At 49.7% G+C, this 13,077-nt stretch carries 15 protein-coding genes and 3 tRNA genes; 2 read left to right on the forward strand and 16 right to left on the reverse strand.

What is annotated here, in order from left to right:
• The first annotated feature begins 94 nt into the window (after positions 1-94).
• Entirely contained in the window at positions 95-229 is a 135-nt protein-coding gene (locus JGF26_RS22515; protein ID WP_275296351.1) for a hypothetical protein, read from the forward strand.
• A 264-nt stretch (positions 230-493) separates the two neighbouring features.
• Here the strand turns inward: JGF26_RS22515 and JGF26_RS06245 are convergent.
• The 6 genes from JGF26_RS06245 to uvrY all read right to left on the reverse strand — a co-directional run bounded on the left by JGF26_RS06245 (position 494) and on the right by uvrY (position 4,030).
• Positions 494-580 (reverse strand) — tRNA-Leu (locus JGF26_RS06245).
• Between the two features lie 11 nt (positions 581-591).
• Positions 592-665 (reverse strand) — tRNA-Cys (locus JGF26_RS06250).
• Positions 666-711: 46 nt separating this feature from the next.
• Positions 712-787, reverse strand: a tRNA-Gly gene (locus JGF26_RS06255).
• A 152-nt stretch (positions 788-939) separates the two neighbouring features.
• The gene (gene pgsA / locus JGF26_RS06260; protein WP_028019572.1) at positions 940-1,488 is read right to left on the reverse strand and encodes a CDP-diacylglycerol--glycerol-3-phosphate 3-phosphatidyltransferase; all 549 of its coding nucleotides are present in this window, start codon (positions 1,486-1,488) and stop codon (positions 940-942) included.
• 56 nt (positions 1,489-1,544) lie between these two features.
• Entirely contained in the window at positions 1,545-3,377 is a 1,833-nt protein-coding gene (gene uvrC / locus JGF26_RS06265; protein ID WP_028019573.1) for an excinuclease ABC subunit UvrC, read from the reverse strand.
• Positions 3,374-4,030 carry a UvrY/SirA/GacA family response regulator transcription factor gene (uvrY, locus tag JGF26_RS06270; RefSeq protein WP_028019574.1) on the reverse strand — a complete coding sequence of 219 codons (657 nt, stop codon included), beginning with the start codon at positions 4,028-4,030 and terminating at the stop codon, positions 3,374-3,376. The genes uvrC and uvrY overlap by 4 nt, the downstream gene beginning before the upstream one ends.
• 466 nt (positions 4,031-4,496) lie before the next feature.
• On the opposite strand from uvrY, the gene JGF26_RS06275 reads away from it, so the two are divergent.
• Complete coding sequence (locus JGF26_RS06275) at positions 4,497-4,721, forward strand: DUF2594 family protein (protein ID WP_014832453.1); 225 nt, start codon at positions 4,497-4,499, stop codon at positions 4,719-4,721.
• A 66-nt stretch (positions 4,722-4,787) separates the two neighbouring features.
• On the opposite strand, the gene sdiA is transcribed toward JGF26_RS06275, so the two are convergent.
• The 10 genes from sdiA to JGF26_RS06325 form a co-directional block, all read right to left on the reverse strand.
• Complete coding sequence (sdiA, locus tag JGF26_RS06280; protein ID WP_134707816.1) at positions 4,788-5,510, reverse strand: transcriptional regulator SdiA; 723 nt, start codon at positions 5,508-5,510, stop codon at positions 4,788-4,790.
• Between the two features lie 221 nt (positions 5,511-5,731).
• On the reverse strand, positions 5,732-6,484 hold the full coding sequence (gene tcyN, locus JGF26_RS06285; protein ID WP_134707815.1) for an L-cystine ABC transporter ATP-binding protein TcyN: 753 nt from the start codon (positions 6,482-6,484) through the stop codon (positions 5,732-5,734).
• The gene (gene tcyL / locus JGF26_RS06290) at positions 6,481-7,149 is read right to left on the reverse strand and encodes a cystine ABC transporter permease (protein WP_028019576.1); all 669 of its coding nucleotides are present in this window, start codon (positions 7,147-7,149) and stop codon (positions 6,481-6,483) included. Before tcyL ends, tcyN begins: the two co-directional genes overlap by 4 nt.
• 21 nt (positions 7,150-7,170) lie before the next feature.
• Positions 7,171-8,157 carry a D-cysteine desulfhydrase gene (gene dcyD / locus JGF26_RS06295; protein WP_134707814.1) on the reverse strand — a complete coding sequence of 329 codons (987 nt, stop codon included), beginning with the start codon at positions 8,155-8,157 and terminating at the stop codon, positions 7,171-7,173.
• A 107-nt stretch (positions 8,158-8,264) separates the two neighbouring features.
• Entirely contained in the window at positions 8,265-9,065 is an 801-nt protein-coding gene (tcyJ, locus tag JGF26_RS06300) for a cystine ABC transporter substrate-binding protein (protein WP_028019578.1), read from the reverse strand.
• Between the two features lie 86 nt (positions 9,066-9,151).
• Positions 9,152-9,703, reverse strand: a complete 552-nt coding sequence (gene fliZ / locus JGF26_RS06305) for a flagella biosynthesis regulatory protein FliZ (RefSeq protein WP_028019579.1) — start codon at positions 9,701-9,703, stop codon at positions 9,152-9,154.
• Positions 9,704-9,757: 54 nt separating this feature from the next.
• Positions 9,758-10,477, reverse strand: coding sequence for an RNA polymerase sigma factor FliA (locus JGF26_RS06310; RefSeq protein WP_028019580.1), 720 nt, complete (start codon positions 10,475-10,477; stop codon positions 9,758-9,760).
• Positions 10,478-10,599: 122 nt separating this feature from the next.
• On the reverse strand, positions 10,600-11,058 hold the full coding sequence (locus JGF26_RS06315) for a GNAT family N-acetyltransferase (protein WP_049007211.1): 459 nt from the start codon (positions 11,056-11,058) through the stop codon (positions 10,600-10,602).
• Between the two features lie 10 nt (positions 11,059-11,068).
• Complete coding sequence (locus JGF26_RS06320) at positions 11,069-11,770, reverse strand: WbqC family protein (RefSeq protein WP_065422674.1); 702 nt, start codon at positions 11,768-11,770, stop codon at positions 11,069-11,071.
• 19 nt (positions 11,771-11,789) lie between these two features.
• Complete coding sequence (locus JGF26_RS06325; RefSeq protein ID WP_049007212.1) at positions 11,790-12,941, reverse strand: DegT/DnrJ/EryC1/StrS family aminotransferase; 1,152 nt, start codon at positions 12,939-12,941, stop codon at positions 11,790-11,792.
• Positions 12,942-13,077 lie beyond the last annotated feature (136 nt).

A 13,077-nucleotide genomic window follows, 5' to 3' on the forward strand; every position in this document is an offset into this window, starting at 1 on the left:
TGCAGGACTTTAATTTCCATACGAATCTCAAAAGTGATCATAAGCTCCCCTGTATTCAGAGGAGCAGATTAACCCCTGGATCAATTTTCAACCGTTGGGGTGGATCAGTTTTGCACCGTTGGTAACAGCACCTGACGGTAACCTGTCACTCTATATCCGCGCTTACTGGGGAGAGCAGTCGATTCTCGATGGCACCTGGCAGCCACCGAAAATTGAAACGGTAAAATAAGCCTAACTAATGACCCTTTGTTTAACACTTAGGGTCGTTTTACTTACATATACACAAGGTCTACTTTTCGCTTCAGACCGAAATCGATCGTTACGCTTTGGTCGAGTTCAGATGAGCAAATTCAGTAAACCACTGCAAAGGCTCTAGTCACGCATAGGGGAAACAGGAAAATTACTGTAGTGGAGGGTGGAAAAGGCAATAAAAAACCACCTTTCGGTGGTTTATACGACACTGCTTATCATTGATTTTATTCTTCTGTTCCCATGGTAGCCGGAGTGGGACTTGAACCCACACAGCGCGAACGCCGAGGGATTTTAAATCCCTTGTGTCTACCGATTCCACCATCCGGCCAGGGAAGAAAGTGGAGGCGCGTTCCGGAGTCGAACCGGACTAGACGGATTTGCAATCCGCTACATAACCGCTTTGCTAACGCGCCGTTAAATCTTTCAAACTGACACCCGCTATTGCGCATGTCTTTAATCTGGAGCGGGAAACGAGACTCGAACTCGCGACCCCGACCTTGGCAAGGTCGTGCTCTACCAACTGAGCTATTCCCGCATGTCATCAAGTTGACTTATAACCACTTGATTTCATTATCGTCCGGCTTGCTGTGCCGCCGTTCGATGCGTTGCATTCTACTGATATGACGTTATGAGTCAACGTTATTTTTTGCATCCCAGGATCGTTTGCTGAAAATTACGGCGAAACGATCACTGATCAAGCAAATCCCCGCGGGCAGCGTTCAAATATTGCAGCATTGACCACAGCGTCAGCACTGCCGCAACCCACAGCAGGCCAATCCCCGCCCACTCAACCCAGGCGTTCGGACGCCAGAGCATCCAGACCAGCGCAGCCATTTGCGCAGTCGTTTTCACTTTACCAATCCAGGAGACCGCCACGCTGCTGCGTTTACCCAGTTCAGCCATCCACTCACGCAGTGCAGAGATAATAATTTCACGGCCGATCATCGTCGCCGCAGGCAGCGTCACCCACCAGGTATGATAATGCTCGGCCACCAGCACCATCGCGATAGCGACCATCACTTTATCAGCAACGGGATCGAGAAAGGCACCAAAACGAGTACTTTGATTCCAGCGACGTGCCAGGTAGCCATCAAACCAGTCGGTGACTGCTGCAATCAGGAAGATCAATGCACAGGCGAAAGGTGCCCAGACAACCGGCAGGTAAAACGCCAGTACAAAGAACGGAATAAGCACGACACGAAAGAGAGTGAGCAACGTAGGGATATTAAATTGCATAATGACGGTAACTGTTTGTTGTCAGTAAAATTTAGCTCTATGTTGCTACAGAGCCCTCAATGTTTCAACGAGTAGTAGATCTTTTCTGCCAGCCCTTGCGAAATACCCGGCACTTTTGCAATTTCCTCCATGCTGGCGTTGAGTAATCCTTGCAATCCACCCATATATTTCAGCAGCATCTGACGACGTTTTGGCCCCACGCCTTCAATCGTTTCCAGGGTACTGGTATTTTTTACCTTTGCCCGTTTTTTACGATGACCGCTGATAGCATGATCGTGTGATTCATCGCGAATATGCTGAATGACATGCAACGCCGGGGAGTCCGGCGGCAGGCTGAACCCCTCACCTTCCGGCTCGAAGAAAAGCGTTTCCAGACCAGCCTTGCGATCGGCCCCTTTTGCAACACCCAGCAGCAGCGGATGGTTTTTATCCCAACTGACATCAAGCGATTCAAATACCGCTTTCGCCTGGCCGAGCTGCCCTTTTCCACCGTCAATCAGGATCACATCCGGGATTTTGCTCTCTTCAATCGCTTTACCATAGCGACGGCGCAGCACCTGATTCATCGCCGCATAGTCATCGCCCGGCGTGATTCCAGTGATGTTATAGCGGCGATACTCGGCGCGCAGTGGGCCATTGGCATCAAACACCACGCAGGACGCTACCGTCTGTTCACCCATCGTATGGCTGATGTCGAAACACTCCATACGCTTCACTTCCGGCAGCTTCAGCAGCGTCGCCAGGGCGGTTAAGCGCTGGCTCACCGTAGATTGCTGAGACAGCTTCGTCGTGAGCGCCGTCGCCGCGTTGGTTCGTGCCAGCTTCAGATAACGCGCGCGATCGCCACGCGGTTTGGTTTGTACGTTAACCCGACGACCGGCGAGTTCAGAAAGCGAATCGGCCAGCAGCGTTTTATCACCGAGGTTAAAATCAAGCAGGATCTCCGATGGCAGCGTGCGCATCTGGCTCCCCTGCAGATAGAACTGGCCGACAAAGGTTTCCACCACTTCACCCAGCTCGGTGCCGCCAGGCACTTTTGGGAAATAGCTGCGGCTGCCGAGCACTTTGCCCTGACGAATAAAGAGAACGTGCACACAGGCCATCCCGGCGTCAAAGGCCACGCCGATGACGTCGAGATCGTCACCAGTATTTGAGACAAACTGCTTCTCAGTGACTCTGCGCACCGCCTGGATCTGGTCGCGGATACGCGCTGCCTCTTCAAACTCGAGTGCGGCGCTGGCTTTTTCCATCCGTTCGATCAGCTGCGTTAATACCTGATCGTCCTTTCCAGCCAAAAACAGGCGCACATAATCAACCTGCTGGGCATACTCTTCTTCACTCACCAGCCCGGCAACGCAGGGCCCCAGACAACGCCCAATCTGGTACTGCAGGCACGGGCGCGATCGGTTACGGTAGACGCTATTTTCACACTGGCGGATCGGGAAAATTTTCTGCAGCAGCGCCAGCGTCTCGCGAACGGCATAGCCGTTAGGAAACGGTCCAAAATATTCACCTTTCGCATGCTTTGCACCGCGGTGCATAGCAAGACGCGGATGGGTATCACCACTCAGAAAGATAAATGGATAGGATTTATCATCACGCAACAGGACGTTATAGCGCGGCTGGTAGAGCTTTATATAGTTGTGCTCAAGCAGCAGCGCTTCGGTTTCGGTATGCGTGACGGTGACATCAATGTTCTGAATGAGTGAGACCAATGCTTCGGTCTTACGGGAGGCAAGGTTGCTGCGGAAATAGCTGGAGAGGCGTTTTTTAAGATCTTTTGCCTTCCCCACATAGATAACCGTGCCGCCAGCGTCATACATGCGATAGACGCCAGGCTGGCTGGTTACGGTTTTCAGAAACGCTTTTGAATCGAACACATCGCTCACTGACTTAACAACGTCTCCGCATTACACAAACCATGTCGGATGGCCAGATGAGTCAGTTCGACATCACCATGAATGTTCAGTTTACTGAACATCCGATAACGATAGCTGTTCACCGTTTTCGGGCTGAGATTCAGTTGCTCCGAGATCTCATTCACCTTCTGACCTTTGGTGATCATCAGCATAATCTGCAATTCACGCTCAGACAAACTGGCGAACGGTGATTCGTTTTTCTCAGGCTCGATCTGACTTAGCGCCATCTGCTGAGCAATGTCGGAGGCGATGTAACGCTGTCCGGCAAACACAGAGCGGATAGCATTAACAACTTCTTGTGGTGCGGCACCTTTACTCAGGTAACCCGCAGCACCCGCCTGCATCACTTTCGCGGGCAGAGGATTTTCGGTATGCACGGTCAGCATGATGACTTTCGTATCGACGAAAGTCCGCGCAATTTTGCGTGTTGCTTCGAGTCCACCGATACCGGGCATGTTCATATCCATCAGCACCACATCGGCCGAGTTTGTGCGGCACCATTTTACGGCATCTTCCCCACAGCACGCCTCACCGGCAACTTTAATACCTTTAATATCTTCAAGAATGCGTCGTATCCCTGCGCGCACCAGTTCGTGGTCATCAACAAGAAGGACGTTGATCAAAGGAAATGTCTCCAGAATAGGGATAACGCTACTGAGTGATAATTTGGTTTATATTAACGGTTTTCCTCACAAGATTAAAACGTTAAAAAACTGGCTATTCGATTTTGCTCTCGTTTCTGGAAATTAGCCTGTACAGACTCTGGAAAGCGGGTCCGTGCATTCAGGGCTTTTGCGGCTATTTTTAAGCATCTGTATTCAAATAGTTACAAAAAAATTGCAGAGATTCCCCACCAGAAAACAGCGTTCAAATTTTTGTAACAATAATTAACGGCAAGCGAACCGGACATAAACAATTAATAGCCACTGGCTGTCGCTCAGTTTACGGGCACGTTCTGTTTACGCAATTAAACATCTGCGTAAAAGTACGAAAAACAACCGCTGCATTTTTTGCTGCAGCTTGTGGTATACTCCGCCGCCTTGACTTTCGTCGTCGCGCTTTAGCGCCGTTTAATAATGAGGAAAATAAATGAGCACACCTGAATTTGCCACTGCGGAGAATAACCAGGAACTGGCACAGGAAGTAAACTGTCTGAAGGCGTTGCTAACACTGATGCTACAGGCGATGGGCCAGGCTGATGCCGGTCGTGTGATCATTAAAATGGAAAAACAAATCGCGCAGATGGAAGACCAGGCGGAATCAGCGGTATTTGCCAACACCGTTAAGCAAATCAAACAAGCCTACCGCCAGTAATAAAAAACGGCTGGATGCATTGCATTCAGCCGTTAGCTCGTCTGGCACGCAGAACGTAGAGTTTAATCAGATCAGTCCCGTTGCCGCCGCATAGCACGCAATCTGCGTCTTGTTTGGCGCGTTGAATTTCTTCTGCATATTCTTCTGATGGAAGTTAACGGTATTCTCCGAAATTGAAAGAATGATCGCTATTTCCGCTGACGTCTTCCCTTCCGCGGTCCATTTCAGAATTTCGCGCTCACGCTTGCTGAATTTCATTTCAGGCTGCATGACCATCTCATCTTCAAAACGGGTCAGCGTGGTTAAGGCCATTTGTACCAGCATCTGCAAGCGTAATTCTATTTCTTCGCTGGCTAAGGGTATTTCCAGCACACTAGTACGGGAAACCGACAGAAAACCGAGTGCGTGATTCGGCAGCATCAGACACTGCGTTATTCCTTTACGTAAACCGTGGTCTTGCGCGCTGCTCCATAATTCCTGAGCATCCGCAAATAATTCATCGGTCCAGGGTAAATGACCATGAATGAAATTCTCGGGTTTTAACACTGGATCAACCGTGAAATAGTTCGCAGATTGATATTGCGCCATCCACTGCTTTGGGTAAGTGGTATGCACTACAATCTTAGGACGCGTAAATGGCACGGGATGACGCACACAGAGTGCGTAATAATCAAATTCAAGCGCCTGAGTTTGTCTCTGTAGTTCCTGATATACCTCGTCGGCACAGGTCAATTCCTGAAACCGGAGGGAGCAATCCCGTCGCCAGGTGAAAAAGTCTGAATCCTTCATACTTACTAAATGAAGCCTCTGAAAAGATAATCATTATTATGGTGAATATAAATTAACACATAAAACTTATTTCTAACTACAAAATATCGGCAATAGCACAATTAACTTTACTATTGATAAGGTTTATCCGAGCTGGATGGAATAAAAAAACATGGGATAAGGCGATAAAGGAGAATAATTTGCCCCAGGCTAAATTCCTGGAGCAAATTAGTGCAAAAATGCTACTGCATGAGGAATTTTTCCAGGAACTGGCGAGTTCGCGGCTGCTGAGGGTTAGCAAACAGGCTTTTCGCCGGCCCCTGCTCCACAATTCGCCCTTGATCCATGAAGATGGCTCTGTCGGCAACATCGCGGGCAAAGCTCATTTCATGGGTCACGATAACCATCGTACGTTTTTCCTGAGCCAGCTGACGAATAGTGTTCAACACTTCCCCCACCAGCTCAGGGTCGAGTGCAGAGGTAGGCTCATCAAACAGGATCACGTCAGGACGCATGGCCAGCGCGCGCGCGATTGCCACGCGCTGCTGTTGCCCCCCTGACAAACGGCGCGGGTAGCGGGTCTCTTTACCCGCCAGCCCGACTTTGGCAAGCAGTTCACGCGCTCGAACTGTTGCTTCCTCTTTTGATTCCCCTTTCACAATTACCGGCCCTTCAATAATGTTTTCCAGCACCGTGCGGTGCGGGAAAAGATTGAAGTTCTGGAAAACGAAGCCAACATGCTGGCGCAAACGGCGAATTAACCCTTTCTGCTGACTGATGGATTTGCCGGTATCAATGGTTATATCACCGACACGGATGGTTCCACCTTCCGGCTGTTCCAGCAGGTTAATGCTGCGCAGCAGCGTCGTCTTTCCCGAACCACTCGGTCCGATAATTGCCACCACTTCCCCTTGCTCAACTTCCAGATCAATCCCGTGGAGCACCGTTTGACCGTGGAATTTTTTCACCAGGTTTTTGACGTCGATAGCACTCATTTTGGATCACGCTCCTGGCGGTTAAGCTGGTTTTCGAAGTAGTTTTGCAGGGCAGACAGCACCGTCGCCATCACCCAGTAAATCAGCGAGGCCGCCAGATACATCGTGAAGACTTCCAGCGTACGCGAGGTAATGAGCTGCGCCTGGCGGAACAGCTCCGGCACCTGAATCGTCGCCGCCAAAGAAGTATCTTTCACCAGGCTGATGAAGCTGTTGCTGAGTGGCGGAAGCGCGACTCTCGCGGCCTGCGGCAGAATGGCCCGGCGCAGCGTCTGCCATGGCGTCATCCCGATACTGGCGGCGGCTTCCCATTGTCCTTTGTCAATAGAGGAGATGGCCGCACGCAGCGTTTCTGAGGTATATGCCGCGGTATTAAGCGACAGGCCAATCATTGCCGCCGGAATCGGATCCAGCTCGATACCAAACTGCGGTAAACCGTAGTAAATCATAAAGAGCTGAGCGATAAGTGGCGTACCGCGAAACACAGAGATATAAAAACGCGCCAGCCAACGCACCGGTAAAACCGGTGACATGCGCATTAAGGCCAGCACAAAGCCCAGCACCAGCCCAAAGAACATCCCGCCAATACTGAGTTGTAACGTAAATACCGCACCTTTCAGCAGATACGGCAGCGAATCAATAACCAGTTGAATACTTTCTTGCATTATTATTTTTCGACCTGATTTTTAGACATGAGGATGGTAGGCAAACAGCGCGGGCGCTCCACCTGTATGGACAAATAAAATTGGCCCTTCATCCTTAAAGCGTTTCTGTGCAATGCCGTCAATAAGCCCGGCCATCGCTTTACCGGTATAGACCGGATCAAGCAAAATACCCTCAAGGCGAGCCAGCAGCTTAACCGCTTCCATGCCCTCTTCGTTAGGCGTGCCATAACCCGGTGCAAAGTAGTCATCCCAGAGCACAATATCGGCCTTTGCCTTGAGCTCCAGTTGTTCTGCTACCGCCTGCTGCAAGGTGACCACTTTCGGTTTCTGGTCCGCGACGCTACGAGAGACCGTCACGCCAATCAGCTCAGCATCCGGTAGCAACTGCTCAAGCCCTACCGCCAGCCCGGCATGCGTGCCCGCACTGCCTGAGGCCACCACGACGGATGAGAGGTTAACCGCGCCCTCGCACTGCTGAGCAATTTCCAGTGCGCTTTCCACATACCCCAGCGCACCCAGCGCGTTCGAGCCACCGACAGGAATAACGTAGGGACGAAAGCCCTGCGCTTCCAGACGTGTCGCCAGTTCATCAAGCTGTGCGGTCGGGTCGTTCAAGGCATCCACCATCTCAACCTGCACGTTAAAGAGATCTAACAGCAGACGGTTACCGTTGGTCAGATAGTTTTCTGCCCGCGTCCCAATCGGGTTTTCCAGTAAGGCCACGCAATGGAGCCCGAGTTTTGCTGCCACTGCCGCCGTCTGACGAACGTGGTTGGACTGGATAGCCCCGGTAGTAATGAGCGTATCCGCTCCTTCGCGCAGCGCATCAGCCGCCAGAAACTCCAGCTTGCGCAGTTTGTTGCCACCCATTGCCATTGGCGTCACGTCATCACGCTTAATAAAAATATCGCGTCCTAAATAATCAGAAAATCGCGGCAGATACTCCAGCGGAGTCGGTGCGCCGATAAACTCCAGGCGAGGAAAGCGCGTTAAATTCTGTAGTGACATGGGTTCTCCGGTAGCTCAGACAAAATGTGATATTTTTCATTATGCACGCAGACGCGTAAGAAATAAAAAAGGCGCTTTTAAAAGCGCCTTTTTTTAACGTCAGAAACTTATTTCGTGACGTCTGCCCCGAACCACTTCTCAGAGAGTGCTTTCAGACTTCCGTCTTTCTGCATGTCAGCAATCGCGGTATCAATGGCTTTTACCAGGTCTTCGTTGCCTTTACGAACGGCCACACCTGATTCCTGACGAGAGAACGCATCACCCGCTACTGCCAGGGTATTATTGGTTTTCTTCACCAGATCCAGCGCCGCCAGGCGGTCAACCAAAATCGCGTCAATACGGCCCACGCGCAGGTCCTGGTATTTCGTCGGGTCATCATCATAGGTGCGGATATCCACGCCCTGAACGTTCTGGCGCAACCACTCTTCGTAGTTGGTTCCCAGACCCACACCGACTTTCTTCCCTTTCAGGTCAGCAGCGGTTTTGATGGTACCTTCGTTGCCTTTCTTCACCAGCGCCTGAATACCGGACACGGTGTACGGCGTGGAGAAGTCATACTTCTTCTTACGCTCGTCAGAAATGGTCACCTGGTTAATCACCACATCAATACGTTTAGAATCCAGCGACGCCAGCATACCGTCCCATTTGGTCGGTTTCAGGGACGCTTTAACGCCAAGGTGCTTCGCCAGTTCTTCTGCAAACTCCACTTCAAAACCGGTCAGCTTACCGTCATCGCCCTGGAAGCTGAACGGAGGATAGGTTCCTTCCAGCCCGACCAGCAGCGTACCGCGCTCTTTTACTTTATTCAGCAGGTTTTCTGCGGCGAACGTTTTCACGCTCATGCCCGCAACCAGCGCAACGGCCATAACACCCATCAGCGCCTGACGACCCAGAAGTGCAAATTTCATAAATACCCCGATATAGTGGAATTTTTACGTAGTGTAGAGAAATCGCCTGCAACGTCAAAGGCGACTGCGCTACATCTTATTCTTTTTTAATATATATCAGAAGTTGTTCCGGCGAGCGCTTTCTGCTTCATAACACCCGGCATTTGCACCTTGTATTGTGCATACTTGCGCAGCGCAATACGGTAATTGTTGGTGCTGGTTGCAGGCAGCCACGGCTCCAGATTTTCATCCAGATAACCGGTCTTCAGCAGATCGCGGGAAATGTTGTTTACGGTCAGATGTTGCCCGAGGCGACGCAGGCGAACGACATATTCGCGAACGGTCCCATGGCTCATCTCCGTTTGTTCAAACAGGAACTGTTTGAAGCCGATAATATCGAAGAAGTCGCTTTGCTCTTTGCAGTGGAGATCGCCACAGAAACGGCAAAGCGCCACCCACTCTTTCTGTTCTTCGAGCCATGCTGATTCATCCATCAACGTGTCGAGACGAGAAATCGCGATCTTATTGACGATTTCGCCACGACGAACCAGCGTGATACGATCGAGTAACTTGTTACAGTGGGCGCAATGCGTCTGGCTGTGTTTAAAGTCTTTCAGGTAGCGGCTTAAAGGCCGTCTTTTAGATTGCTGCACCGTCATGATAACTCCTGGTTGTCAATACGTTGTGCGGCATTTCCCAGGTGAATTAATCACCTATAACTTACCCAGCTTTGTTCGTAAGCGTTTAATGGCCTGGCTGTGCAACTGGCTCACCCGCGATTCTCCCACCTCCAGAACAGCGCCAATCTCTTTGAGGTTTAGCTCTTCCTGGTAATAAAGGGTCAACACCAGCTGCTCGCGTTCCGGTAAAGCTTCAATCGCTTCCATTACGCGCTGGCGTAAATTACCTTCCATTAAATGGTGTAACGGGTTTTCTTGCTGATGCTCATCCGTCACCAGCTCGATGCTATCGCCATGCTCTTCGCGCCACTCGTCATAAGAGAAGAGTTGGCTATTGTTGGTATCGAGCAACATCTGACGATACTCTTCAACAGCAATGCCAAGACGTTCCGCCACTTCAGTTTCCGTTGCGTTACGTCCCAGTTCCTGTTCCAGCTGCCCTATCGCATGCGCCACTTCGCGGGCGTTACGGCGAACACTGCGCGGCACCCAGTCGCGACTGCGCAGTTCGTCCAGCATCGCACCACGAATACGCTGAACTGCGTAAGTCGTAAATGCCGTTCCTTGCAGAGCGTCGTATCGGTCAACTGCATTCAATAACCCGATACCGCCCGCCTGTAGCAGATCGTCCAGTTCCACGCTCGCCGGCAAGCGCACCTGGAGGCGCAATGCTTCGTGACGCACCAGTGGGACATAACGCTGCCACAGCGAGTGTTTATCCATTACACCTTCAGCGGTATAGAGTGAATTCACGATAAACAGCCCTGCGTTAGTTGAGTTATCGGCATGATTATCCGATTCTGCAGGGCGTTCAATTGGATGAATAGTGGGTGAAATGGGGGGTTATTTCTGCCTTACACTTTCCCTGGCCCAAATTAAAGGGATTGGGACGGACCGGACATTCTACTTTTTCGCACCATTATGAGCGTATCCTGTTCTGCAGAAGAGATGATAAAGCCATGTTTTGAATACAATCTAATAGCCTTTTCTCTGATGCTAAGCACTTCAAGGGCGATCTGTTCAACACCCGCCTCTTCAAGATAACGAATACTGTTACGCAATAACTGATTCCCAATGCCACATGATTGCCAAGCGGGTAGTACAGAGACGTTAGTAATAAATCCGGTCCGATTTTCCTTATTCAGATATGCTGCGACGAGACCAATCAACTGGTTATCGCTCCACGCTTCAAAGGTGCAGCCATATTTTTTAATTTTAGCCGCATAGCATTCAATATTAACCTGCGCCATGAGATGCTCGACAAAATCGGATTCACCAACGTTCAGATGCCCTGCAATCTGCATGACAGTGGCGGTGTTAAGGCGTAATATCATCGCATACTCCTTAACCACTCATAGTCCAGCGATGACGACAAAAATTGATTACCTCATTTTTACTATTAAACATCAGGACATCAATAATTGAGAGCCAGGGAACAAACTCAGCACCAAACTGCGGATAACTAACATTTTCCGGCTGAATAAACTGTAAATTAATACCCTGCTGCTGAAAGCTTTCGCTATCATAAAGTTCGCGACCACCAGGCAGGTTGATATATGTATGCGCCCCCAGAGCCGCGCAAATGGACAATATTTTGTCCTGAGAACGCAATTTATGATCAATGTCGACGTCAGACGAGAGCATAACTTCACACTCCAGAGATAGCATCTGACGCAATATCATCAAAGAGTTACATAGATAGGCTGACAAATTCTCGTGAGAACAATTGACAATCTCTTCAACAACCGGAAATACCGTATGAAAGTAAGGCGCATAACGGTAAGCATCAAGAAATTGATTGAGCAAATTCTCACGAATAAAACTTTCTGACAAGTGACGACCGTTGATTGCGAGAAAGCGAGAATCCTTCGCTAATGGAATAGTAATAATGCCAGGTTGATTGTGTTGCAAAATACGATTGCGATTGATCCAGCCCTGCCTGACGTACTGCACGTTGTCAAACAAAACAAAGCGGTCAACCGCTGACATCAGTTGAAAATAACCAATATAGGGCAGAAAGTAAGGTTGCATTACTGCAATTTTCACAGCCGATAGTCCTTATTTATCACTCACTATACTCGACACATTGTTGATTTTTATGCGGCGAAAATGTGTTTCTAATAATTTCCACGATCCGGAACTGTTCTTCATATGACAGGCCGGGATAAATAGGCAGGCAGAGAATACCTCGCGAAATTGACCACGCAACAGGAAGATGCCGGACATCTGCTGTAACAAACTGACGATACATCTGAAACTCACTGATCAGAGGATAGAAATAACGTCGTGCAAAAATCCCCTGCTGTCGTAAGGCACTATAGACTTCATCGCGCGCGCTTATAATGCTACCGTCAAAGAGGACGGGGAAATAGGCGAAATTCCATTCAATCGAGTGAGCTGGGATTATATAGCGAAGCTCCGGCAGCCATTCATCCAGCATCTGTACATACTGCTGATAGATCGCTTTGCGTTCCGCCAGAGCCGCGTCAATATGCTGCAACTGGAGCAACCCCATTGCCGCCTGGACCTCATTCATTTTGCCATTGATACCAGGGGCCATGATGGTGACCTCATCGGCAAAACCAAAGTTTTTCAGATAGTCAATTCGCTGTTTGGTTTTACTGTCATGACAAATAATCGCGCCACCTTCGAAGGTATTAAATACTTTGGTGGCATGGAAACTCACGACCGACAGATCGCCATGGTTCAGGACACTAATATTGTTATCTTTTACGCCAAAACAGTGGGCAGCGTCGTAAATAACCTTTAGTCCATACGTATCGGCGATCTGTTGAATACGTACGGTATCACAAGGAATCCCGTAACAATGCACCGGTAATATTGCTGACGTTTGCGGCGTGATGAGCGATTCAATTTTCTCAGGATCAATATTGAAGGTGTCGGGATCAATATCCGCAAAGACTGGAGTTAGTCCATTCCATAGCAAACTATGAGAGGTTGCAACAAAGGAGTATGGGGTGGTGATCACCTCACCACGGATCCGCAGTGTCTGCATAGCAGTCAGCAAGGCAAGCGTACCATTTGAGAATAAACTCACGTACTTTACGCCAAGATAACGCGCCAATTCCTGTTCAAGCTGCTGGTGAAACTCGCCGCCATTTGTCAGGATCCGGTTTTGCCAGATTTTTTCCAGATAAGGAAGAAATTCCTCGAGAGGAGGCAAAAGCGGGCTGGTAACATAGACGTTATCACTCATATGAGAACCTGTGGACTAAGGGGCGGTGTCCCATCATAGCGATGAGCACGCAGTTGCTATCGGTAAAACAAGACACCTTTCAGGACTCAATTACCCAAACGGCTCAGCTTTCCGGGCAAAAAACGCCCCGGAAAGT

It is taken from the genome of Enterobacter sp. E1 (genome assembly GCF_016809815.1).
Taxonomy (GTDB): Bacteria; Pseudomonadota; Gammaproteobacteria; order Enterobacterales; family Enterobacteriaceae; genus Enterobacter; species Enterobacter adelaidei.

What these genes read in the sequence shown, in the direction of transcription:
- pgsA (WP_028019572.1), bottom strand. Translation starts at nt 1,488, where the DNA reads ATGCAATTTAATATCCCTACGTTGCTCACTCTCTTTCGTGTCGTGCTT.
- JGF26_RS06275 (WP_014832453.1), top strand. Translation starts at nt 4,497, where the DNA reads ATGAGCACACCTGAATTTGCCACTGCGGAGAATAACCAGGAACTGGCA.
- sdiA (WP_134707816.1), bottom strand. Translation starts at nt 5,510, where the DNA reads ATGAAGGATTCAGACTTTTTCACCTGGCGACGGGATTGCTCCCTCCGG.
- tcyN (WP_134707815.1), bottom strand. Translation starts at nt 6,484, where the DNA reads ATGAGTGCTATCGACGTCAAAAACCTGGTGAAAAAATTCCACGGTCAA.
- tcyL (WP_028019576.1), bottom strand. Translation starts at nt 7,149, where the DNA reads ATGCAAGAAAGTATTCAACTGGTTATTGATTCGCTGCCGTATCTGCTG.
- dcyD (WP_134707814.1), bottom strand. Translation starts at nt 8,157, where the DNA reads ATGTCACTACAGAATTTAACGCGCTTTCCTCGCCTGGAGTTTATCGGC.
- tcyJ (WP_028019578.1), bottom strand. Translation starts at nt 9,065, where the DNA reads ATGAAATTTGCACTTCTGGGTCGTCAGGCGCTGATGGGTGTTATGGCC.
- fliZ (WP_028019579.1), bottom strand. Translation starts at nt 9,703, where the DNA reads ATGACGGTGCAGCAATCTAAAAGACGGCCTTTAAGCCGCTACCTGAAA.
- JGF26_RS06315 (WP_049007211.1), bottom strand. Translation starts at nt 11,058, where the DNA reads ATGATATTACGCCTTAACACCGCCACTGTCATGCAGATTGCAGGGCAT.
- JGF26_RS06325 (WP_049007212.1), bottom strand. Translation starts at nt 12,941, where the DNA reads ATGAGTGATAACGTCTATGTTACCAGCCCGCTTTTGCCTCCTCTCGAG.